Annotated in this window: 21 protein-coding genes and 1 pseudogene; 9 read left to right on the top strand and 13 right to left on the bottom strand. The window is 66.6% G+C overall.

Translation table 11 applies throughout. The annotated features are described in order from the left end of the window. Positions 1-278, bottom strand: a 278-nt coding sequence (locus tag H2052_RS15840; RefSeq protein ID WP_293783799.1) for an Rrf2 family transcriptional regulator, incomplete at its 3' end; no start/stop codon positions are given. Between the two features lie 86 nt (positions 279-364). Further along, the gene (locus tag H2052_RS15835; protein WP_293783796.1) at positions 365-1,213 is read right to left on the bottom strand and encodes a helix-turn-helix domain-containing protein; all 849 of its coding nucleotides are present in this window, start codon (positions 1,211-1,213) and stop codon (positions 365-367) included. Between the two features lie 589 nt (positions 1,214-1,802). Here H2052_RS15835 and H2052_RS15830 point away from each other — a divergent pair. The 5 genes from H2052_RS15830 to H2052_RS15810 all read left to right on the top strand — a co-directional run bounded on the left by H2052_RS15830 (position 1,803) and on the right by H2052_RS15810 (position 8,356). Beyond that, the gene (locus tag H2052_RS15830) at positions 1,803-2,855 is read left to right on the top strand and encodes a quinone-dependent dihydroorotate dehydrogenase (protein ID WP_293783793.1); all 1,053 of its coding nucleotides are present in this window, start codon (positions 1,803-1,805) and stop codon (positions 2,853-2,855) included. 196 nt (positions 2,856-3,051) lie between these two features. Then, on the top strand, positions 3,052-4,785 hold the full coding sequence (gene ggt, locus H2052_RS15825; protein WP_293783790.1) for a gamma-glutamyltransferase: 1,734 nt from the start codon (positions 3,052-3,054) through the stop codon (positions 4,783-4,785). Positions 4,786-4,808: 23 nt separating this feature from the next. Then, positions 4,809-6,599, top strand: a complete 1,791-nt coding sequence (locus H2052_RS15820) for an AMP-dependent synthetase/ligase (protein WP_293783787.1) — start codon at positions 4,809-4,811, stop codon at positions 6,597-6,599. Continuing rightward, positions 6,580-7,491, top strand: a complete 912-nt coding sequence (locus H2052_RS15815) for a DMT family transporter (RefSeq protein ID WP_293783784.1) — start codon at positions 6,580-6,582, stop codon at positions 7,489-7,491. The genes H2052_RS15820 and H2052_RS15815 overlap by 20 nt, the downstream gene beginning before the upstream one ends. A gap of 85 nt (positions 7,492-7,576) precedes the next feature. Continuing rightward, entirely contained in the window at positions 7,577-8,356 is a 780-nt protein-coding gene (locus tag H2052_RS15810) for an SDR family NAD(P)-dependent oxidoreductase (protein ID WP_293783781.1), read from the top strand. On the opposite strand, the gene H2052_RS15805 is transcribed toward H2052_RS15810, so the two are convergent. Further along, entirely contained in the window at positions 8,353-9,717 is a 1,365-nt protein-coding gene (locus H2052_RS15805; RefSeq protein ID WP_293783778.1) for an ABC transporter permease, read from the bottom strand. The two genes, H2052_RS15810 and H2052_RS15805, sit on opposite strands and share 4 nt — an antisense overlap. Continuing rightward, a complete protein-coding gene (locus H2052_RS15800; RefSeq protein ID WP_293783775.1) occupies positions 9,714-10,655 on the bottom strand; it encodes an ATP-binding cassette domain-containing protein in 942 nt (313 codons plus the stop codon). Before H2052_RS15800 ends, H2052_RS15805 begins: the two co-directional genes overlap by 4 nt. Positions 10,656-10,715: 60 nt before the next feature. Between H2052_RS15800 and queG the strand changes: the two genes are divergently transcribed. Further along, positions 10,716-11,858, top strand: a complete 1,143-nt coding sequence (queG, locus tag H2052_RS15795; RefSeq protein ID WP_293783808.1) for a tRNA epoxyqueuosine(34) reductase QueG — start codon at positions 10,716-10,718, stop codon at positions 11,856-11,858. Here the strand turns inward: queG and H2052_RS15790 are convergent. Next, a pseudogene (locus H2052_RS15790) lies at positions 11,838-12,410 on the bottom strand (EI24 domain-containing protein); the annotation flags it as partial. The gene queG and the pseudogene H2052_RS15790 sit on opposite strands and share 21 nt — an antisense overlap. Positions 12,411-12,498: 88 nt before the next feature. On the opposite strand from H2052_RS15790, the gene H2052_RS15785 reads away from it, so the two are divergent. After that, positions 12,499-13,488, top strand: a complete 990-nt coding sequence (locus tag H2052_RS15785; RefSeq protein WP_293783772.1) for an adenosine kinase — start codon at positions 12,499-12,501, stop codon at positions 13,486-13,488. Positions 13,489-13,532: 44 nt separating this feature from the next. Here the strand turns inward: H2052_RS15785 and H2052_RS15780 are convergent, their stop codons facing one another. The 8 genes from H2052_RS15780 to H2052_RS15745 all read right to left on the bottom strand — a co-directional run bounded on the left by H2052_RS15780 (position 13,533) and on the right by H2052_RS15745 (position 20,117). Continuing rightward, positions 13,533-15,116: an amino acid permease gene (locus tag H2052_RS15780; RefSeq protein ID WP_293783769.1), complete on the bottom strand. Its 1,584-nt coding sequence runs from the start codon at positions 15,114-15,116 to the stop codon at positions 13,533-13,535. A gap of 133 nt (positions 15,117-15,249) precedes the next feature. Continuing rightward, positions 15,250-15,630: a histidine triad nucleotide-binding protein gene (locus tag H2052_RS15775; protein ID WP_293783766.1), complete on the bottom strand. Its 381-nt coding sequence runs from the start codon at positions 15,628-15,630 to the stop codon at positions 15,250-15,252. 2 nt (positions 15,631-15,632) lie between these two features. Continuing rightward, a complete protein-coding gene (locus H2052_RS15770) occupies positions 15,633-15,965 on the bottom strand; it encodes a phosphoribosyl-ATP diphosphatase (RefSeq protein WP_293783763.1) in 333 nt (110 codons plus the stop codon). A gap of 31 nt (positions 15,966-15,996) precedes the next feature. Continuing rightward, positions 15,997-16,758 (bottom strand): imidazole glycerol phosphate synthase subunit HisF, encoded by a 762-nt coding sequence (hisF, locus tag H2052_RS15765; RefSeq protein WP_293783761.1) that lies wholly within the window; start codon positions 16,756-16,758, stop codon positions 15,997-15,999. Further along, a complete protein-coding gene (gene hisA, locus H2052_RS15760) occupies positions 16,755-17,483 on the bottom strand; it encodes a 1-(5-phosphoribosyl)-5-[(5-phosphoribosylamino)methylideneamino]imidazole-4-carboxamide isomerase (protein ID WP_293783759.1) in 729 nt (242 codons plus the stop codon). The genes hisF and hisA overlap by 4 nt, the downstream gene beginning before the upstream one ends. Before the next feature lie 27 nt (positions 17,484-17,510). After that, positions 17,511-18,167, bottom strand: coding sequence for an imidazole glycerol phosphate synthase subunit HisH (hisH, locus tag H2052_RS15755; protein WP_293783757.1), 657 nt, complete (start codon positions 18,165-18,167; stop codon positions 17,511-17,513). Positions 18,168-18,195: 28 nt separating this feature from the next. After that, complete coding sequence (gene hisB / locus H2052_RS15750; protein WP_293783755.1) at positions 18,196-18,795, bottom strand: imidazoleglycerol-phosphate dehydratase HisB; 600 nt, start codon at positions 18,793-18,795, stop codon at positions 18,196-18,198. After that, complete coding sequence (locus H2052_RS15745) at positions 18,792-20,117, bottom strand: sorbosone dehydrogenase family protein (RefSeq protein ID WP_293783753.1); 1,326 nt, start codon at positions 20,115-20,117, stop codon at positions 18,792-18,794. Before H2052_RS15745 ends, hisB begins: the two co-directional genes overlap by 4 nt. 94 nt (positions 20,118-20,211) lie before the next feature. Here H2052_RS15745 and hslV point away from each other — a divergent pair, with 94 nt between their 5' ends. Both hslV and hslU read left to right on the top strand, forming a co-directional pair. Next, positions 20,212-20,763 carry an ATP-dependent protease subunit HslV gene (gene hslV / locus H2052_RS15740; protein WP_293783751.1) on the top strand — a complete coding sequence of 184 codons (552 nt, stop codon included), beginning with the start codon at positions 20,212-20,214 and terminating at the stop codon, positions 20,761-20,763. Beyond that, positions 20,760-22,091: an ATP-dependent protease ATPase subunit HslU gene (hslU, locus tag H2052_RS15735; protein ID WP_293783749.1), complete on the top strand. Its 1,332-nt coding sequence runs from the start codon at positions 20,760-20,762 to the stop codon at positions 22,089-22,091. Before hslV ends, hslU begins: the two co-directional genes overlap by 4 nt.

Below are 22,091 nucleotides of genomic sequence, written 5' to 3'. Positions count from 1 at the left end.
TGCAGGCACTGCGCGATGGCGATGGGGCCGTCCACCGCCTCGACGATGTCGGCGATGCTGATCGATGCCGCGTCGCGGCCGAGCTGGACGCCGCCCATGACGCCGCGCGCCGATTCGAGGAGGCCGGCGCGGGCGAGGATGCCAGTGAGCTTGGCGGCCGTGGGCGCCGGGACGCCGGTTTCGGCGGCAAGTTCGGCCGCCGAAAAGCGGCGCGAGGGCGCGCGCGCCGCAGCCGTCATCACGACGACAGCATAGTCAGCAAGGTTCGTGAGGCGGATCACATGGGTTCCCGGCGCTAAATCAGACAAAATCGGTCCGGCTTATGTGGGGAACCGGACGCCGGAGTCAAGCGGCGGGCACGCCTCTAGCTGACGAGCGAGAGCCTGGGAAGCGTTGGAAGCTGGCGGCGCAGGCGGATGCTGTGACTCATCACCGCAGCTCCGTTCGCGGCGAACTGCGTGGGCGTCATCCCCACGAAGGTGCGGAATTCGCGGATGAAATGCGACTGATCATAGAAGTCCTCTCCCGCGATATCGAACCAGCGGGCATCGGGATCGACACTGATCTGCACCGCCGCACGCAGTGCGCGATATTTCCGCATCAGCAGCTTCGGCGGCGCGCCATAGGTGCGGCGGCACAGGCGTTCCACCTGCCGCGCCGAGCGGTCGGCCGCCCCGATCAGCGCATCGACGCCGCCGGGGCTGCCACGAACCAGCCAGTCCTCCACCAACATTCCGAAGCCGACATCCTGCCGCACGGCCTGGCGCCGTGCCATCGAAAGGAAAAACGCGTCGGCCGCCGCGACGAGATCATGATCGGTGACGCCATTCTGCATCCGGCACAGCGCCGAACGCGCCGCGCTTCCAGCGACATCTTCCAGCGGCAGCATCGTGTCGGCCACCTCGTCGGAATCGACGCCGAAAAAACGCAGCCAGCCATCGGACATGATCCCGGCGCCGAACACCAGCGCCGGGCCTTCGAGCACCATACCGAGCGGCAGGCAGCGCGGGCCGAACAGGCTGGCATCATAGCCGCGCCGCACGCTGCCGTCGGGCCAGGTGAGATCGGAATGGCCGCGAATCACGAAACGCACATTGGGCAGCTCTGCACGCATCACATCGGTGATGCGCCCGGGGCCGATCTCGACGACGTAATAGCTCGAAAGCAGCCGCCGAAGCGGCGGCGCTGGCGAGTGGTAACGCATGGAAAACATGAGATTGCGACCGGCCTTTCGTGCACCCTGCCTGAGCCGAAAGTTTCGGCACAGATACCAAAGCTTGCGGCGCCCTGCGAGTCGCAGTTCGCAACCGACAAAAAAAAGGGGGGGGTCCGGGTTGGAGCGGACCCCCCCTGTCAGTCGGGGTCGTGAATGCCTTGGTGGCATAGGAGACGAACCCTTGGGTCGCAGGGCTGCGTTTAGGGCGGCATCGTCAAAGCCCCGTCAAAATGCTGTGAGTCGTTCGCAAAAACGTCGTGAGGGCGAAAAAAAGGCCCGGACGCATTGAAACGCCCGGGCCGGAAAGTGAGGGTCGTGTTCATTCCGGCCTGCTGGTTACCGGAAGAAAAGACGTCCCCTGAGTCGCGAGGCGGACCCTAGCGGGCGACCCTGACCGTGGATTGTACGAATCCGACATCAGGTGGGCTTTGTGTTTTGATCCAGAGGTTTATGCGCATTCACCGCCGCGAGGCCGCGGTTCGGCAGACGCCGCTGCCGCCCGTGTTCGCCGAGTCGCATGTTCGCCGCTCTGCCCGTGCGCTTCCTTTTGACCATGCCCCCGTCGCTGCGCTAAGGCTTGCGACATATGCAGATCCCTTACGGGCTGGTCCGCCCCGTCCTTTTCAAGCTCGATGCCGAACGCGCGCACCGCCTGACGTTGCGGTTGCTGACCGCGATGCCGCCGTCGCGCATCGCCGATGACCCGCCCAGCCTGCGAACGACAGTGGCGGGGCTGCGCTTTTCAAACCCGGTGGGCATCGCGGCGGGCTTCGACAAGAATGCCGAGGTGCTGAACCCGCTTCTGCGGCTCGGCTTCGGCTTCGTGGAGGCGGGAACGGTGACGCCGCTGCCGCAGCCGGGCAACCCGAAACCGCGCATGTTCCGCCTGACCGAAGACCAGGCCGTGATCAACAGGCTCGGCTTCAACAACAACGGCCTCGAACAGGCGCTCGACAAGTTCAAGGAGCGCGCCTGGCACCGGGGGCCGCGCGGTGTGACCGGACTCAACGTCGGTGCAAACAAGGACTCGCGCGACCGGATTGCCGATTATGCGCTTTCGGTTGAGCACGCGGCACCGTTCGTCGATTACATCACGGTCAACATCAGCTCACCGAACACGCCTGGGCTGCGCACGCTGCAATCGAAGGACGAGCTCGCCGAACTGCTCGCCCGCGTGATGGACGCGCGCGGCCATCGCAAGACGCCGATCTTCCTCAAAGTGGCCCCCGACGTCACCGACGCCGACATCGGCGATATCGCCGTTTCGGTGGTGGCGGCAGGCGTGGACGGCCTTGTCGTTTCCAACACCACGATCGAGCGGCCGGAAACGCTGAAAAGCGCGCACGCCCCTGAAACCGGGGGCCTTTCGGGGCGACCGCTGATGGCGCGATCAACCGATGTGCTGCGCGCGTTCCGGCAGGCGACCGTCGGCGCTGTGCCGCTGATCGGTGTCGGCGGCATCGCGAGCGCCGACGATGCCTATGCGAAGATCCGCGCGGGCGCGAGCCTCGTGCAGCTCTACACCGCACTCGTCTATCAGGGGCCAAGCCTGGTCGGCGCGATCAAGACGGGGCTCGCCGCGCACCTTCGGGCGGACGGCTTCGAACGCGTCTCCCAAGCCGTAGGCGCCGACGCCTAGGGGGTGCGGGGATTCAGCCCATGCCGGGCTGCAAACGGCGGCTTTCTACGCTTCCGCTGCTCACGTCCTTAAGGACGCTGCGCGCCGGTTCTCGAAATCCACCGTTTTCGCCTCGCACTGAATCCTCACACACCCTCAAGGCGCGGCTGAAGCCTTGCCCGCACGCGCCCCGACGTCCTATGACGTCAGGGTGTTGATGCATATGATCGCCCGCGGCGCGACAGGCGCGCTTTTCCTCGGCCTCGCCGCCTGTGCCACGCAGACGCCCGCGCCATCCGCGGCCTTGCCGCCGCCGGTGTTCGAGGACACGCCGGTCTACAGCAGCCTCGTTTCCGCGGCGCACCCGCTCGCGGCCGATGCGGGCAAGGACATGCTGGCGGCCGGCGGCAGCGCCGCGGACGCCGCACTCGCGACGATGCTGGCGCTGACGGTGGTGGAACCGCAGTCATCCGGTATCGGCGGCGGCGGGTTCCTGCTATACCACGACGCCGAAAGCGGCAAGCTCTACACGATCGACGGGCGCGAAACGGCCCCCAAGGCGGCGACGCCCACGATGTTCCTGAATGCCGACGGCACACCCATGTCGTTCCGCGAGGCCGTGCCCGGCGGCAAGAGCGTCGGCGTGCCCGGCAACATCCGTCTTATGGCGATGGCGCACGCGCGCTTCGGCCGTCTGCCGTGGGCGAAGCTGTTCGAGCCGGCGATCCGGCTGGCGCGCGACGGCTTCGAGATGAGCCCGCGGCTGCACGAGATGCTGGCGGCGCGCCCGCAGCACGCGGGCATGACCGAATGGGCGAAGGCGACCTTTTTCCACGCCGACGACACGCCGCGCCTTGCCGGCGAGACAATCCGCAACCCCATGCTCGCCCGCTTCCTCGAAAAGCTCGCCGAAGAGGGCCCCGACGCCTTCTATCGCGGCGCCGAGGCGGCACGGCTGGTCAACACCGTGGCGAGCGCGCCGAAGAACCCGCAGGCGATGACGGTGGGCGACATTGCGGGCTACAAGGCCGTGTGGCGCGATCCCGTGTGCGGCGAATACCGGACATGGCGCGTCTGCGGCATGGCGCCGCCGTCCTCGGGCGGCACCACCGTGCTTGCCATCCTGAAGCAGCTGGAGCGCTTCGACCTCAAGGCGCTCGGCCCCGCCAGCCCGGAAAGCTGGCACCTGATCGCGGAGAGCATGAGGCTCGCCTACGCAGACCGCGAGGCGTACCTCGGCGATCCCGACTTCGTCTCCGTGCCCACGGCAGGCCTTGTCGACCCCGCCTACCTTTCGGGGCGTAGCGCGCTCATCGACCCGGCGAAGGCCGCTGCGAAGGTCGAGGCGGGAACGCCGCCGGGCGCGGGCGCCGTGGCGCGCGTGCCCGACGGGGAAGTGCCCTCCACCTCGCATTTCGCCGCCGCCGATCGGCAGGGCGATGTCGCGAGCTACACCTCCACCATCGAGGGCACGTGGGGGAGCGGGCTTACCGTGAACGGCTTCTTCCTCAACAACGAGCTCACCGACTTCTCGATGCTGCCCGAGGTGGACGGCAAACCCGCGCCGAACCGCGTGGAGCCAGGCAAGCGGCCACGCAGTTCCATGTCGCCGACCATCGTCTACGACGCATCGGGCAAGCCGGTGCTCGCGATTGGCGCGGCGGGTGGATCGACGATCATCGCGCAGGTCGCGAAAGCGCTCGTCGGCGTGCTCGACTGGGGGATGGATGTTGGGGATGCGATCGCATTGCCGCAGATCTACGCGCCGGGAGACCGTGTCGCGATCGAGGCCGGGTCGCGGCTTGAAGACATGACCCCGGCGCTTACCGCGAAGGGGCATACGCCGACCGCGGCGAAACTGCCGCTGAAGGCCAACGGCATAGAACGCAAAGCAAGGGGATGGATCGGCGGCGCCGACCCACGCAGCGAGGGCGCAGTCGCCGGGCTTTAGCCGATCCGGGGAGGAGACGAACGATGCAGACCGCAGAGACGTGGCCGAACCTCGTCGAGATGTTTTTCGATCAGGCGAGTCGGCGGGGCAAGCGCCCGATGCTGCACGCCAAGGTGGATGGCGTGTGGCGGACCACCACATGGGGTGAAGCAGCGCAGCAGGTGGCGACGCTGGCGACGGCGCTGAACGCGCGCGGCATCGGCAAGGGCGACCGCGTGGTGCTGGTGAGCGAGAACCGGCCCGAGTGGTGCATCGCCGACCTCGCGATCATGGCGGCGGGCGCGATCACGGTGCCGACCTATACGACCAATACGGAGCGTGACCACCTTCACATCCTGGAAAACAGCGGGGCGAAGGCGGCGATCGTTTCCAACGCGAAGCTGGCCAAGGTGCTGCTGCCCGCCGTCTACCGATCCACCAACTGCCGCCAGGTGATCGGCATGGAGAAGCTGCGCATCGGGCAGGCGAGCGGCGCCGAACTGATCGACTGGGCGGAGCTGATGGCGGCGTACAAGGGTGACGTCGCGGCCGTGCGCGCCGGCGCGACAATGCAGCGCGGCGACATGGCGTGCATCATCTACACGAGCGGCACCGGCGGCGCGCCGCGCGGCGTCTGCCAGCATCACGGCGCCATCCTCTGCAACCTCGCGGGGTGCGAGGACGTGCTGTGGAACGACTTCCCCAAGGGCACGGAGACCTTCCTGTCATTCCTGCCACTGAGCCACGCCTATGAGCACACCGGCGGACAGTTCCTCCCCATCGCGCTCGGCGGCGAGATCTATTATTCCGAAGGCCTCGAAAAGCTCGCGTCCAACATCGAGGAAACGCGCCCCACGATCATGGTGGTGGTGCCGCGCCTGTTCGAGGTGCTGCGCCAGCGCATGTCGAAAGCGATCGAGAAACAGGGCGGCGCGGCGGCGTGGATGCTGGAGCAGGCGTTGAGGTTAGGGCGCAAGCGCTACGAGAGGGGACGGCTGCCGCTCAGCGACAAGCCGCTCGACCTGCTGCTCGACCGCACCATCCGCAAGAAGGTGCAGGGTCGCCTCGGCGGGCGGCTGAAAGCGATGGTGGCAGGCGGCGCGCCGCTCAATCCCGAGGTCGGCATCTTCTTCGCATCGCTCGGCGTCACGCTGCTGCAGGGCTACGGCCAGACCGAGGCGGCGCCGGTCATCTCGTGCAACCGGCCGAGCCGCAAGCTGAAGATGCACAGCGTCGGCCCGCCGCTGAAGGGCGTGGAGGTCCGCATCGCGGGGGACGGCGAAATCCTGGTGCGCGGCGAACTCGTGATGCACGGATACTGGCAGAACCCGGCGGAAACCGAACGCGTGCTGAAGGACGGCTGGCTGCACACCGGCGACATCGGCCACATCGACGCGGACGGTCACATCGTCATTACCGACCGCAAGAAGGACATTATCGTCAACGACAAGGGCGACAATGTCGCACCGCAGCGCGTGGAGGGGATGCTGACGCTGCAGCCCGAAATCCTGCAGGCGATGGTCTACGGCGACAAGCGGCCCCACCTCGTCGGCCTCGTCGTGCCGGACCCCGAATGGGCTGCGGACTGGGCGGCGGCGAACGGCCACACCGGCGATCCTGGGCTGCTGAAGGGCATCCCCGAATTCCACCGCGCCATCGCCGCGGCGGTGGACCGCGTGAACGCCCAGCTGTCGGTGATCGAGAAGGTGCGGCGCGTGATCGTGGCCGACGAGGCGTTCACCGTAGAGAACGAGCAAATGACGCCCTCGATGAAGATCCGGCGGCATGTGCTGAAGCAGGTGTACGGGGAGCGCCTTGACGCCCTCTTCAAGTAGCACTGTCTCGGCAAGCCGTCCGCTCGCAGGGGCGGCATGGATTCTCGTGGCATCGGTCGGTTTTTCCGCGGCGTGGGTTTTCATCCGTCTGGCAAGCGAGACGATCCACCCGTTCGCGCTCGTCTTCTGGCGAAACACCGCCGGATTATTGCTGATCCTGCCGTTCGTGCTGCGCGACCCGGCGATCGCATCGCCCGCCCAGTGGAAAAGCCATGCCATGCGATCCACGAGCGGCGTGATCGGCATGTTCACGGTCTTCTATGCCGTTGCGAACGCGCCGATGGCGACGGTGCAGGCCATCAACTTCGCCGCGCCGATCTTCGCGACCGCGGGTGCGGCGCTGTTTCTGGGAGAAAAGCTGCGCGCGCGGCGAGTCGGCGCGCTGCTGACGGGCTTTGCGGGTGTGCTCGTCGTGCTGCGCCCCGGCGCACAGCCGTTGACGCCGGGCATCGTTTCCGCCGTGGTCGCCGCTGTCGCGGTCGCCTTCTCGATCATCGCGATAAAACGGCTTGTAGGAATCGCCCGCCCGATGGCGGTCGTGTTCTGGAGCTTTGCACTGCCCGTGCTGCCGACCTTGCTCGTCGCGATCGTCTTCTGGACAACGCCCTCCGGCGCGGCGTGGCTTTATATCCTCGGTATCGGAGCCGCCACGCTCATAGCCCAGATCGCGACCGTGCGGGCCTTTTCCATCGCGGAGGCGACTGCGGTGATGCCCTATGATTTCGTGCGCTTCGGCATCACCATCGCCATCGGATACCTGCTGTTCGGCGAGAGTATCGACGGCATCACGCTGATCGGCGGCGCGCTGATCCTCGGCAGTGCAATCTACCTCGCCTACCGCGAAGCCGTGCTCGCCCGGAAGGGACCGGCCAGCACGCCTGCGCTCGACTGAACCTTCGCATGTGAAGAGGTTGCTCCTGCCGCCGCTTCGATTAGGAAGGCGCGCGACGGACAATTTCGGACACGGGAGATCAGGAATGAAGCTTGCAGGAACCGCAGCGGTCGTGACGGGCGCGGCCTCCGGCCTCGGCGCCGCAACGGCGCGCGCGCTGGCGAAGGAAGGCGTGAAGGTCGCCATTTTCGACATGAGCGTCGAGAAGGGCGAGGCGCTGGCCGCCGAGATCGGCGGCATCTTCTGCAATGTCGACGTGACGAGCGACGATTCGGTCGACGCAGGCTTTGCGAAGGCGCGCGCCGCGCACGGGCAGGAACGCATCCTCGTCAACTGCGCCGGTGTCGGCAGCGCCGTGAAGACCGCGAGCCGCGACAAGGCGACCGGCGAGATCAAGCACTATCCGCTCGGCGCCTTCGAAAAGGTCATCCAGATCAACCTGATCGGCACATTCCGCTGCATCGCCAAATCGGCCGCCGGCATGATGACGCTGGAGCCGATGGAAGACGGCGAGCGCGGCGCCATCGTGAACACTGCCTCAGTCGCTGCCGAGGACGGGCAGATCGGCCAGGCCGCCTATTCCGCTTCCAAGGGCGGGGTCGTCGGCATGACGCTGCCCATCGCGCGCGACCTGATGAGCGAAGGCATTCGCGTCAACACCATTCTGCCGGGCATCTTCAACACGCCGCTGCTGCAGGCCGCGCCGGACAATGTGAAAGCCTCGCTCGCTGCCTCCGTGCCCTTCCCCAAGCGCCTCGGCGAACCGGAAGAATATGCAAAGCTCGCGATCGCGATGATCACCATCGGCTACTTCAACGGCGAGGATGTGCGCCTCGACGGCGGCATCCGCATGGCGCCCCGTTAAGCCGTTCGCGGTTTCAGGCCCGCCAGCTGGCGCAAGCTGGGCGGCGGGCCTGAGCGCAGCACGCCGTAGCGGAACAGGCGCGCGGCGAACGCGATGACCAGCGCCGCGAAGGCGAGCTGCCAGGCGATCGATGCGAGATGCACGGCGAGCCCCGTATCGGCGGCGGCGCGCCCGAGCATCATGTACGGCGCCGAAAGCGGGAACCACGACACGAAGTGATGCCAAAGGCCGCCGGGGTTCGCGAGCGCGCCGAGCGTCGAGATCAGGATCACCATCTGCAGGATGGTGACGGGCATCGAAAGCGTCTGCACCTCGCGGATCGTGGAGCAGAGGCTGCCGATGCCGAGATAGATCGCGCCGTAGATGAGATAGGCACAGGTGAAATAGGCGAGACCGAGCGCGAGCAGCTCCGGCCAGCCGCGCGGCGGGGTCGGAAGGAGCCCGGCGGGAAGCTGCGCCGCCGCCACCATGAAGCCGCCCCCGAAGAGCAGACCCCAGACGGTGACGCCGATCAGCGACACCGCGAGCATGGCGATGAGCTTGCCCGCGTAGATCGCCGGAACCGGAACCGCGGCGACGAGCACCTCGATGATCTTGTTCGACTTTTCCTCGACCATGTTCGAAAGGAGCGCGCCCGCGAGCAGTGAAATGAGCGCGAAGAGCACAGTCGCCGCGCCCGTGGCGAGGACCGACGCGCCCTTCCGCCCCGCAGGCTGCACGCCTTCATCGAGGACGGTGACGGAAACGTCCGGCTGCGCCGCGCGAACCGCCTCGACGCGCGCGGAAAGACCCTCGGCCGCGAGCGCGCGCTTGGTCCATGCAAGGCCTACGAGGGTTCGGATGCGTTCGGCAGCGGGCGCCTTGTCGCCGGTGAACAGCATGACCGCCTCTGGCGCGACGACCAGCACGGCGCCGAAGCGGCTGTCACCGGACAGGAGCCGCCGCGCCTGCGCGTTCGGATCGGCCTCGGCGGTGACCGCGGTGAACGACTGCGCGCCGAGCCCGGCGATTGCCGCCACGTCCTCGCGCTTCGCCAGCGCATCAAGCTCGGCATCAGTGAGCAGCGCGGCGGGTCTTGCGAACGCACCGGTATCCGTGTGCGCGGTGCGGAGACGTTCGTACGCGTTCCGCGTCTGCTCGCGCGCCACGACAGCCTGTATCCATGGCGCGAATTCGTCCGCGGGGTCGATGACCGCGACCGCCTGAGAAACCGATGCCGTCTCGCGCGGGCCGCCCACCACCGAAGCGAACACGGCAAAGGCGAGGCCGATCACCGGCATTGCGAGCCAGATGAGAAAGCCGCGCGACAGGATTGTCGCCATGATATCGCGGCGGGCGATGACGAACGTGGCGCGGATCATGCCGCCTCCTGCGTTTCGGCCGGTATCTCCACATCGCCGACAATCGCGACGAAGGCGTCGTGCAGCGTCGGGCGCTCGATGTGCATGTCGCGGATGCCGCTGCCTGTTTCGATAAGGCGTGCGAGCAGCGGCTCGATCCCGCCCGGCGGCAGCGGGAAGCGATAGCGGTTTCCGGTGCCCGGCATGGGCTCTGCCACATTGCCCGGCGGGAGCAGCGATTGAGGATCGGTGAGCGGCCGTTCGGTGACGAGCACGACACGCGAAGGGAGCCGCGCCCGCGCCGCATCGACGCTGCCCGAAAAGCGCGTGCGGCCGTGCGCGATGATGACAAGGCCGTCGCACATGCGCTCGGCATGCGCCATCACGTGCGTGGAAAAGAGGATGGTGGCGCCGCGGGCGCGCTCGGCGCGGATCATGTTTTCAAGATCCTGCTGGTTCACGGGATCGAGGCCCGAGAAGGGCTCATCGAGTACGATGAGATCGGGGCGGTTCACGAAGGTGGCGAGGAGCTGCACCTTCTGCGCCATGCCTTTCGAGAAGGTGCGGATGCGCGCGTTCGCCTCATCGCCGAGACCGTGCGCGGCGAGCAATTCGTCAGCGCGAAGGCGGGCTTCGCCGAGCTTCAGGCCGCGTAGCGCGCCGACGTAGGCGATGGCTTCCCGCGCCGTCATCGCCGGATAGAGCCCACGCTCTTCGGGGAGATAGCCGACGCGCGCAGCGACCGAGAGGGGGCGCGCCGACCCGAGCAGGCGGCGCGTGCCGCCGTCGGGCTCCAGAATGCCGAGCAACATGCGCAGCGTCGTCGTCTTGCCCGCGCCATTCTGGCCGAGGAAGCCGTAGATCGCGCCCGTCGGCACCCGCAGATCGACACCCGCGACCGCCTGCTTGTCGCCGAAGCGTTTCGACAGGGCTTCAGCTTCAATGGCGTAATCCAACAAACCGATCCTTCACACGCAGGCCGTGTACGATGCTATGAATAGCGGGTGGATACGAACAAAATCTTGAAGGACTTGAACGCGAAAGCGGCGGAACTGGGCTTTTCCGCGATCGGCATCGCGCCTGCCGACGCCGCCCCGGCAGCGGGCACGCGGCTGAAGGCGTGGATCGCAGAGGGCTGCCACGGCGACATGCTTTGGATGGCCGACAAGGCCGATCGCCGCGAAAGCCCGCGCGCGCTTTGGGATGACGTGCGGTCCATCATCATGCTCGGCATGAGCTATGCGCCCGCGCTCGATCCACTGCGCCACGCGGATCATCCCGACATCGGCGTCATTTCCGTTTACGCGCAGGGGCAGGACTATCACGACACGGTCAAGGCGCGGCTGAAGACGCTCGCACGCTGGCTGCTGGAGGCGGCGGGCGAGGGCGAGGTGAAGGTGTTCGTGGACACCGCGCCGGTGATGGAAAAGCCGCTCGCCGCCGCGGCCGGGATCGGCTGGCAGGGCAAGCACACCAATCTCGTGAGCCGCGAACATGGCAGCTGGCTGTTCCTCGGCGCGATCTATACGACGCTGGACCTGACACCCGATGCGCCGCACGCCGACCGCTGCGGATCGTGCGAGGCCTGCCAGCGCGCCTGCCCGACGGCGGCGTTCACGGGCCCCTATAGCCTCGATGCGCGGCGCTGCATCTCCTACCTCACGATCGAGCTGAAAGGCCCGATCCCGCATGAATTCCGGCGCGCGATCGGCAACCGCATCTACGGCTGCGACGACTGCCTTGCGGTGTGCCCGTGGAACCGCTTCGCGAAGGCCTCCGCCGAAGCGGCGTTCCAGCCGCGCACCGAGCTGACCGCGCCGCGCCTCGCCGAGCTGGCCGCGCTCGACGACGCGGGATTCCGGCAGGTGTTCGCAGGGTCGCCGATCAAGCGCGTGGGGCGCGACCGTTTCGTGCGCAACGTCGCCATCGCGCTCGGCAACAGCGGGACGGCGGATGCCGTGCCTGTGCTGGAACGGCTGCGCGAGGACGCCTCCGACCTCGTGCGCGAGGCCGCGAACTGGGGGCTTTCAGCGCTTGCCGAGGATCTGGAACGCGTGCGCGGCGAGCCCAGCGGCGATGATCGGCGCGAACAGGTTGAGAATGGGCACGAGGAACAGCGGCGCGGCGGTGAACCCGAGGCGGAGACGCAGCGCGCGGTTTGACGCGATCAGCGCCGACGCCTCGGCGCGGGGCATGTGGCGGATGGCAACCATTTCCAGGAGATCGCGGCCCATCAGCCAGCCGTTGACGGCAGTGAAGAGGATGAGCGGGCCGACTGCGGTGAACAGCAACAACACGTAGACAGGCGCGAGTGCGAGGTTCCACAGGACGACGCGCAGGGCGGACGCCAGTGCGAGCAGCCCGGCCTTGGCCATCGGCACACGGCGATGCGCCATCGCGTGCGGGTAGTGGCGGTCTTCCACGGCATCGACGACGTCGTCGAGGAACAGGCCCATGACGCCCGTGGCGATGCCGGGGAACAGGAACCAGCCGGCAATGATGACGACGGGCAGCGCCGCCCAATCCGCCGCGTCCGCCCAGTAACGCTGCATCCACAGCGGCATCGGGGGGGCGCTGATGCCGCTGAGCCAACTATCGAAACCGTACCAGACGCCCCCGAGGATGAAGAGCGTGAGCGCGACCGATTTCAGGAACACGGCGATGAAGCGCCGGTCTGAGAGCTGAGCAAGGACACGCGGCAGTTCGGCGAGCATGGCGCAATGCTAGCACCGAAGGTTGCGGACGGCGAGACGCGCGGCTAGGGGTCGGTTTTCTCCCCTCCTTCGCAGGTGAACAGCCCCGATGACCAGCGCTTACGACATCGTCGTGATCGGCAATGCCCTTGTCGACGTGATTGCATCCGCCGACGACGCCTTCCTCGCGGACAATGGCCTTCAGAAAGGCTCGATGCACCTGATCGACACGGCGGAGGCGCAGCGCCTTTATGGTCGCATGGGGCCGGGACGCGAGATTTCCGGCGGTTCGGGCTCCAACGCCGCCGTCGGCATGGCGGCACTGGGCCGGCGGGTGAACTTCATCGGTCGCGTTTCCAGCGACCAGCTCGGCGAGGTGTTCGCGCATGACATCCGCGCCTCGGGCGTGGACTTCACGACGCCTTACGCGGTGGACGGCACGCCGACGGGACGCTGCCTGATCCTGGTGACCCCCGACGCGCAGCGCACGATGAACACGTTCCTCGGCACGAGCGCCATGCTGAGCGCGGCAGACGTGGATTACGACCTGATCGCCGCGAGCCCGCTCACCTACCTCGAAGGCTATCTGTGGGACGCCGCCGAGCCGCGCGCGGCGATGGCGAGGGCCTGCGAGGTTGCGCACGCAAACGGACGCCGCGTCTCGTTCACGCTTTCGGACGTGTTCTGCGTTGAGCGCCACCGCGCGGACTTCCTGCGCCTTGCGCATGGCGGTGTCGATATTCTGTTCGCGAACGAGAACGAGTTGAAGAGCCTGTACGAGACGGATGATTTCGATGCGGCGGTCGCGGCGCAGCGCGGCGCCTGCGAGGTGAGCGTCATCACGCGCTCCGAAAAGGGCGCGCTCGTGCTGACGAAGGACGAAGCGATCACGATTCCGGCCGAGCCCGCCACGCGCGTCGTCGATACGACGGGCGCGGGCGACCTGTTCGCGGGCGGCTTCCTTGCCGGCTTCTCCGAAGGCCGCGCGCTTGGCGACTGCGCGGTGATGGGCGCGGTGGCGGCTGCGGAGGTCATCAGCCACATCGGCGCGCGCCCCGAAGCCGATCTCGCCGCACTTGTCGCAAAACGGCTGGGCTGAAAAACAGTTCGGCCCGGTTCTGGTGAGAACCGGGCCGATCCGTATCAGGCCTGCTTGCTGCCGGGGGCGGGCGCGCCCGGCATCGGGGGCACCGGCTGCGGCGGCACATCGGTGTCCGCCTCGTGCACCTCGATGAGGCCGCGGCCGACGTGGCTCTTGCGGTAGCCATAGGCGAAGTAGAGCAGAAGGCCGATGCCGCCCCAGAGCGGCAGGACGATCTTGGCGTCGAACGGCAGCGCAAAGTAGAGCGAAACGCAGCCGATTACCGTGAGCGGGCCGACCAGCCACAGCGCCGGCGTGCGGAACGGCCGCACGCGGTTGGGATCGCGCTTCCGGAGCAGCATCACCGCGATCGCCACCATCATGAACGCGAACAGCGTGCCCGCGTTGGCGATGTCGGCGAGCTTGCCCACCGGCAGGAAGGCGGCGGTGAAGGTGACGGCAAGGCCGGTGATCATGGTGATGACGTGCGGCGTCTTCCACTTCGGGTGGATCGTCGAGAGCTTCTCCGGCAGCAGACCATCGCGCGACATCACGAAGAAAATGCGCGTCTGGCCAAACAGCATGACGAGAATGACCGACGGCAACGCGAGGAAGGCGGCGAGGCCGATCAGGTTGCCGACGTTGAGATAGCCGACCTCCCGCAGAACGTGCGCGAGCGCTTCCTTCGAACAGGCGAGCGGTTCCTGACCGGCCGCCATCAGCGTCGTGCAGCGCGCGCCAAGCTCGGCCGAACCCGGCGCTAGCCATTCGCCCATCGCCGAGGTGACGGGTTGCGAACCGAGCGGCGAACCGATCGCGCCAGCCGCGACAAGCATGTAGAAAATCGTGCAGATGGCGAGCGAGCCGATGAGGCCGATCGGCACGTTGCGCTGCGGGTTCTTGGTCTCCTCGGCCGCCGTCGAGACGGCGTCGAAGCCGACGTAGGCGAAGAAGATGGAAGCCGCCGCGCCGACAATGCCGGCGCCGCCCGAACCGAACCAGCCTTGCGGGGCGAACGGCGTGAAGTTTTCCATCTGCATCACCGGCAGCGCGAGCACGACGAACGCCGTGAGCGCGGTGACCTTGATGGCAACCAGGACAGCGTTGACGCGCGCGCTTTCGGTGGTGCCGAGTACGAGAAGACCGGTGATCAAGAGCGCGATGACGACAGCGGGAAGATTGATGATGCCGCCGGGCACATACGGCCCGGATATGAGCGCAATCGGCAGGTCTATGCCGAACCAGCCCTTGATCTGTCCGACGAAATAGCCCGACCAGCCGACCGAAACGGCGCTCGCCGCGACCGCATATTCAAGCACCAGCGCCCAACCGACCATCCAGGCGAGAAGCTCGCCCATGACGGCATAGGTATAGGTGTAGGCGGAGCCCGATACAGGGAGCATCGAGGCGATTTCCGAATAGCAGAGCGCCGCGACCACGCAGACGGCGCCGGCGATCACGAAGCTGATCATCATGCCGGGGCCCGCCTTCTGCGCGGCCTCCGACGTCAGCACGAAGATGCCGGTGCCGATGATGGCGCCGACGCCGAGAAGCGTCAGCTGAACCGCGCCAAGAGATCGGTGCAGCGACTTCTTTTTCGCTGTCGCCAGAATGGCGTCGAGCGGTTTCACACGGCCAAAGATCATTCGGGTACTCCCCCCAGAAAAATACGCGCCCCGCTTCCCCGTCGAGGCTGAAACAATGTTGCGTGGTCTAGCGGCTTTCGCGCCCACGACAAACTGAAAAGCGCGCGATTCAGCGCGAAAAGCAGGAGGCGTGTCAGGACGTCACGAGCATCGGTCCCAGTTTTTTTCCGCCGAAGATATGCACATGGAGATGCGGCACCTCCTGATGCGAATTCGGCCCGGCATTGGCAAGCAGGCGGTATCCAGAGTCCTCTATGCCCAGTTCATGCGCGACCGTGCCCACCGCGCGCACAAAGCCGGCGATTTCGGCATCCGGCGCCTTCGCCGCGAAGTCCGCCCAGCTGACATAGCGCCCCTTGGGGATCACGAGCACATGCGTGGGCGCCTGCGGGTTGATGTCGTGGAAGGCGAAGGCGTGGTCATCTTCATAGACTTTCCGCGCCGGAATCTCGCCGCGCAGAATACGCGCGAAGATGTTGTCGTCGTCGTAAGGCTCCAGCGTTTCGACGCCCAATGTCAGTCTCCCGGTGCTTCGGCTTTTCTTGAGGCTTTCTCGGCAATGCCCGAGACGCCCTCGCGGCGGGCAAGCTCGGCATCGATGTCGTCGGGCGTGATACCCGCGTCCGCCCAGAGAACGGAAAGATGAAAGAGCAGGTCGGCGCTTTCGCCGATGAGGCCCTCGCGATCGTCCTTCATCGCGGCAATGACGGCTTCAACAGCCTCTTCGCCCACCTTCTGCGCGATCTTCGCGCGGCCCTTCGTGAAGAGTTTCGCGACATAGCTTTCCGCGGGATCGGCGGCGCGGCGCGAGGCGACGATGGCGGCGAGGCGGTCGAGCGTTGCAGTCATGCCCCGACCCTGACGCTGGCGGCGCGAGCCGTCAACGGTTTCGCACCCTGATTCCGGCAGTGCGCATCGCGGCGCGCGCTTCGCCGATGGTCACCTCGCCGAAGTGGAAGATCGACGCCGCGAGCACCGCCGACGCGTGGCCTTCGCGGACCCCTTCCACGAGATGTGCGACATTGCCGACGCCGCCGCTCGCGATGACAGGGACCGGCACTGAATCAGCGATGGTCCGGGTGAGCGCGAGGTCGAAGCCCGATTTGGTGCCGTCGCGGTCCATCGAGGTGAGCAGGATTTCGCCCGCCCCCTTGTCAACGACGGTGAGCGCGAACGTCAGCGCATCGATCCCGGTGGCCTTGCGCCCGCCGTGCGTGAAGATCTCCCAGCGGCCGGGGCCGGACTGGCGTGCATCGATGGCGACGACGACGCACTGCGATCCGAAATGCTCGGCAAGCGCGGTGACAACGTCGGGGTCGCGCACGGCCGCGCTGTTGATCGCGACCTTGTCGGCGCCCGCCAGCAGCAAGGCGCGGGCGTCCTCCACCGAGCGCACGCCGCCGCCAACCGTGAGGGGCACAAAACACTGGTCCGCCGTGCGCTGGACGATGTCGAGCAGCGTTCCGCGGTCCTCGTGCGTCGCGGTGATATCGAGGAAGCAGATTTCGTCGGCACCTGCCGCGTCATAGGCCTTCGCGGCCTCCACCGGATCGCCCGCATCGCGCAGATCGACGAAGTTCACGCCCTTCACGACGCGGCCGTTCGCCACATCGAGGCAGGGGATGATTCGCACGGCGCTCATGCGGCGATGGCGAGCGCTCGGCCGAGATCGAGACGGCCATCATAGATCGCGCGACCGCAAATGACGCCGGTGATGCCATCCGCCGCGATCGCCTTCAGTGCAACGATGTCGGCCTCGCCCGCGACACCGCCGCTCGCGATGACGGGCAGCGTCTGCGCTTTCGCGAGCGCGTGCGTCGCTTCAAGGTTGACGCCCTTCAGGAGACCATCACGGCCGACATCGGTGAACAGCACGGCGGCGACGCCCGCGTCCTCGAAGCGGCGGGCAAGATCGGCAACCGGCATGTCCGACGCCTCCGCCCAGCCTTCGGTGGCGACCATGCCGCCCTTGGCATCGACCGCGACAACGATCCGGCCGGGGTGCATCTTCGCCGCCGCTTTCACGAATTCCGGGTCCTTGAGAGCGGCCGTGCCGATCACGGCGCGCGTGACACCGCGCGCGAACCAGCTTTCGACAGCCGCCATGTCGCGGATGCCGCCGCCGAGCTGGACCTTTCCGGGGAAGGCAGCGACGATTCGCGCGACAACCTCTCCGTTGACGCTGCGGCCCGCGAAGGCACCGTCGAGATCGACGACGTGCAGCCACGCGGCGCCACCGCGCGCAAAGACAGCCGCCTGCGCGGCGGGATCATCGGAATAAATCGTGGCGCGCGCCATATCGCCTTCGGCGAGGCGCACCACCTGACCCGACTTGAGGTCGATGGCTGGGAAGATCGTGAAGGACATTGCGGGGCTGCATTAGCCCCTCCAAATCTACGGCGTCCAGCCCAGAAACGCTGCGAGAAACGCGAGACCGTAATGCTGGCTCTTTTCCGGGTGGAACTGCGCGCCGAGAATATTGTCGCGGCCGATGATCGCCGTGACCGGCCCGCCGTAGTCGCAGGTGGCCAGCAGATGCGAATGATCGGTGCACTCGAAGTGGAAGCTGTGCACGAAATAGGCTTCGCCGCCATCTTCGATATGGCGAAGCGCATCGTGGTTGATGCCCGCGAGCTTCATCGAGACGGGCGACCAGCCCATGTGCGGAATCTTGAGGTTGGGATCGTGCGGATCGAGCTTCACGACCTTGCCCGGAATCCAGCCAAGACCCTGGTGGACGCCCTTTTCCTCGCCGCGCTTGGCAAGAAGCTGCATACCGACGCAAATACCGAGGAACGGGCGCTGCTTCACGAGCACGACCTCGCTCAGCACATCCTCCATGCCCTCGATCGCGCGCAATGAGGTCGCGCACTGGCCGAAGGCGCCGACGCCCGGAAGCACGATGCGGTCCGCCTGCGACGCCGTGGAGGGGCTGTCGGTGACGACGATCTGCACCGCAACGCCGATCTCGTCCGACGCCGCTTCCAGTGCCTTCGCCACCGAGCGCAGGTTGCCCGCGCCGTAATCGATGACTGCAATCCGTTCCGCCATACCGTGCCTGATCCCTAGAGCTTCCCGGTCAACCGCCGAGAACGCCCTTGGTGCTCGGCACGCTGTCCGCCTTGCGCGCATCGATCTCCGTCGCCGTACGCAAGGCTCTTGCCAGACCCTTAAAGCAGGATTCGATAATATGATGTGAATTTTCGCCCGAAAGCTGCTCGACATGCAGCGTCATGCCGATGCTGCCCGCGAAACTGTGGAACCAGTGCGGGAACAGTTCCGTGTCCATTTCCCCAAGCTTCGGCTGCGGGATCGAGACCTTCCACACCGTGAACGGCCGCCCGGAGATGTCGAGCGCGACACGGGTGAGCGCCTCGTCCATCGGCGAAAGTGCGTCGCCGTAGCGGCGAATGCCGCGCTTGTCGCCGAGCGCCTGCCGAATGGCATCGCCGAGCGCAATGCCGCAGTCTTCCACGGTGTGGTGCTGATCGATGTGGAGGTCGCCCTTGCAGCTGAGCTTCACGTCGATGAGCGAATGGCGCGAGAGCTGCTCCAGCATGTGGTCGAGGAAACCGACGCCGGTTTCGATCTCGTACTGGCCCGTGCCGTCGAGGTTCACCTCGACCGCGATGTCGGTTTCGTTCGTCTTGCGGACGATGCTTGCAGTGCGCTGGCTCATTCGGGCGCTATAGCGGGTTCGGCGGCGGGCTCAAGGTTCTTGAGGGCGGGACCGGTGACGCGCCAGATGCGGTTGCCGACGTCATCGGCCACCAGCAGCGCGCCCGTGCGGTCGAATGCGACGCCGACGGGGCGGCCTTTCGCATGATCGTCGACGAGGAAGCCGGTGAGGATATCGCGCGGCATTCCTGCGGGTTTTCCGTTCGCGAACGGCACGAAGATCACCTTGTAGCCCGAGCGGGGCTTGCGGTTCCACGAGCCGTGCTGGCCAACGAACGCGCCGCTGCCATCGGGCAGGAAGGCAAGGCCGAGGCTGGCGGTGTGGGCGCCGAGCGCGTAGTCGGGCTTCAATGCCTTTGCGACCAGGTCGGGACGTTTCGGATCGGGGCGCGTATCTTCGTTCTGCCCGTAGTAGCTGTAGGGCCAGCCGTAGAAGCCGCCGTCCTTCACGCTCGTCATGTAATCGGGCACGAGGTCGCTGCCGAGCGCGTCGCGTTCATTGACGGCGGTCCAGAGGTCTTTCGTGACCGGGTTCCAGTCCATGCCGACGGGATTGCGGAGGCCACTTGCGAAAATCCGCGATTTCCCGGTGGCGAGGTCGATCTCGTGGATGGCGGCGCGGCCTTCCTCGACCGCCATGCCTTCTTCCGCGACATTCGAGGCGGAGCCGACGGCGACATAGAGTTTGCTGCCGTCCGGGCTCGCGAGCAGGTTTCGCGTCCAGTGGCCGGTGCGCTCGCCCTTGTTCGGTAGATCGACGACCTTTGTGCCGGCGCCCGCAAGCGACGTGGCGCCCTCCGCATAGGGCCAGACCCGGACGTCGGCATAGTTGCCGACGTAGAAGCGGTCCCCGACGAGCGCCATGCCAAACGGCGAGCCGAGGCCTTCGGTGAGGAACGCGCTGCGCGTGTCCACCACGCCGTCGCCGTTTTCGTCGCGGAGCAATGTGATGCGGTCGGCGGAATCGACGCCGGCGCCCGCCTTGCCCATGATGTAGGCCTCGATGCGGCCCATGATACCCTTCGCCGGGCGCGGCGGCTTGTTGGATTCGGCAACGAGAATGTCGCCGTTCGGCAAGCGGTAGAGCCAGCGCGGGTGATCGAGGCCTTTGGCGAAAAGCGCCACGGAATAGCCTTCGGCGGGAACAGGCGCTTCGCCCTCCGCCCACGGCTTGACGTCCGCGATGTTGACCGTGGGCATCATCGTCTGCACGGGCACGGGCAGCTTCGGATCAGGCCCCGTGCCGTCCTCCACGGTCAGTTTCGCGGTGTCGCCGCACGCAGCGAGACCAAGAAGGGCGGCAAGGATGACGGTCTTGTACACAGCGGTCTCCGGAACCCGGAATTGAAGCGGGCTTTTCACTTCCTATATCAACTGCCGAACAGTCTCACATCCATACGAAAGACACTTTTCCGACATGGCAGAACAGGTGATGCACGGCACGACCATCCTTGCCGTGCGCAAGAACGGCAAGGTGGTGATCGCCGGCGACGGACAGGTCAGCCTGGGCAACACCGTGATGAAAGGCGACGCCAAGAAGGTGCGCCGCCTTGGCGACGGCAGCGTGATCGGTGGATTCGCCGGCGCGACCGCCGACGCCTTCACGCTCTTCGAGCGGCTGGAGGCGAAGCTGGAACGCTTCCCGGGCCAGCTGAAGCGCGCGGCGGTGGAGCTTGCCAAGGACTGGCGCACCGACCGCTACCTCCGCCGGCTGGAGGCGATGATGATCGTCGCCGACCGCGAGGTGACGCTGGTGCTGACCGGCACGGGCGACGTGCTGGAACCCGAGCACCACGTGACCGCGATCGGTTCGGGCGGCAATTACGCGCTTTCCGCCGCGCGCGCGCTCGTCGAAATCGACGGGCTTTCGGCGGACGACGTGGCGAAAAAGGCCATGGCGATCGCTGCCGACATCTGCGTCTTCACCAACAACAATCTCACCATCGAGACGCTGGAGGCGGCCCAATGAACGTCGAAGCTCCCATCAAACCCGCCGAGGCCATCTCTGCACTGACCCCCAAGGCCGTCGTCGCCGCGCTCGACCGTTATATCGTCGGCCAGAACGACGCCAAGCGCGCGGTCGCCGTCGCGCTGCGCAACCGCTGGCGGCGCCAGCAGCTGCCCGAAGACATGCGCGACGAGGTGAGCCCCAAGAACATCCTGATGATCGGGCCGACGGGCTGCGGCAAGACCGAGATCAGTCGCCGCCTGGCGAAGCTCGCCGAAGCGCCGTTCCTGAAGGTGGAAGCCACCAAGTTCACCGAGGTCGGCTACGTCGGCCGCGACGTCGAACAGATCATCCGCGATCTCGTGGAGGAGGCCATCCGCCTCGTCCGCGAACAGAAGCGCAAGGGCGTGCGCGAACAGGCCGAGCAGGCGGCCGAGGCGCGCGTGCTCGATGCGCTTGTCGGCAAGGACGCAAGCGGCGCGACGCGCGACCGCTTCCGCGAGAAGCTGCTGGCGGGCGAGCTTTCCGACAAGGAGATCGAAATCGAGGTCGACGAGGCGCCGCAGATGCCCTTCGAGATTCCCGGTATGACCGGACAGGTCGGGATGATCGACCTCGGCGGCATGTTCGGCAAGCTGGGCGGCCAGCGCACGAAGAAGCGCAAGCTGAAGGTGCGTCAGGCGTGGGAGGCGCTCGTCAACGAGGAATCCGACAAGCGGCTCGACCAGGAAGAGGTGAACCGCGAGGCGATCGTGTCCGCCGAGCAGAACGGCATCGTCTTCCTCGACGAGATCGACAAGATCGCGGTGTCCGACGTGCGCGGCGGCTCCGTCTCGCGCGAGGGCGTTCAGCGCGACCTGCTGCCCCTGATCGAAGGCACGACGGTCGCGACGAAGTACGGCCCGGTGAAGACGGATCACATTCTCTTCATCGCCTCGGGCGCGTTCCATGTCGCGAAGCCATCGGACCTGCTACCCGAGCTTCAGGGACGCCTGCCGATCCGGGTGGAGCTGAAAGGCCTGACGGAAGCGGATTTCCGCCGCATCCTGACGGACACCGAGGCATCGCTGGTGAAGCAGTATTCAGCGTTGATCGGCACCGAGGGCGTGAACCTCGAATTCGCCGACGACGCGATCGACGCCATCGCGCGGATCGCGGCGCAGGTGAACGACCGCATCGAGAACATCGGCGCGCGGCGGTTGCAGACCGTGCTCGAAAAGCTGCTCGAGGAGATCAGCTTCGACGCTTCGGAGCGCGGCGGCACTGCTGTGAAGATCGACGCGGCTTACGTGGACGCGCAGCTTTCCGACATCGCGCGGGACAACGATCTGTCGAAGTATATATTGTAG

It is taken from the genome of Sphingosinicella sp. (genome assembly GCF_013911755.1).
Taxonomy (GTDB): Bacteria; Pseudomonadota; Alphaproteobacteria; order Sphingomonadales; family Sphingomonadaceae; genus Sphingosinicella.
This window is presented reverse-complemented; position numbering and strand designations above follow the sequence as displayed.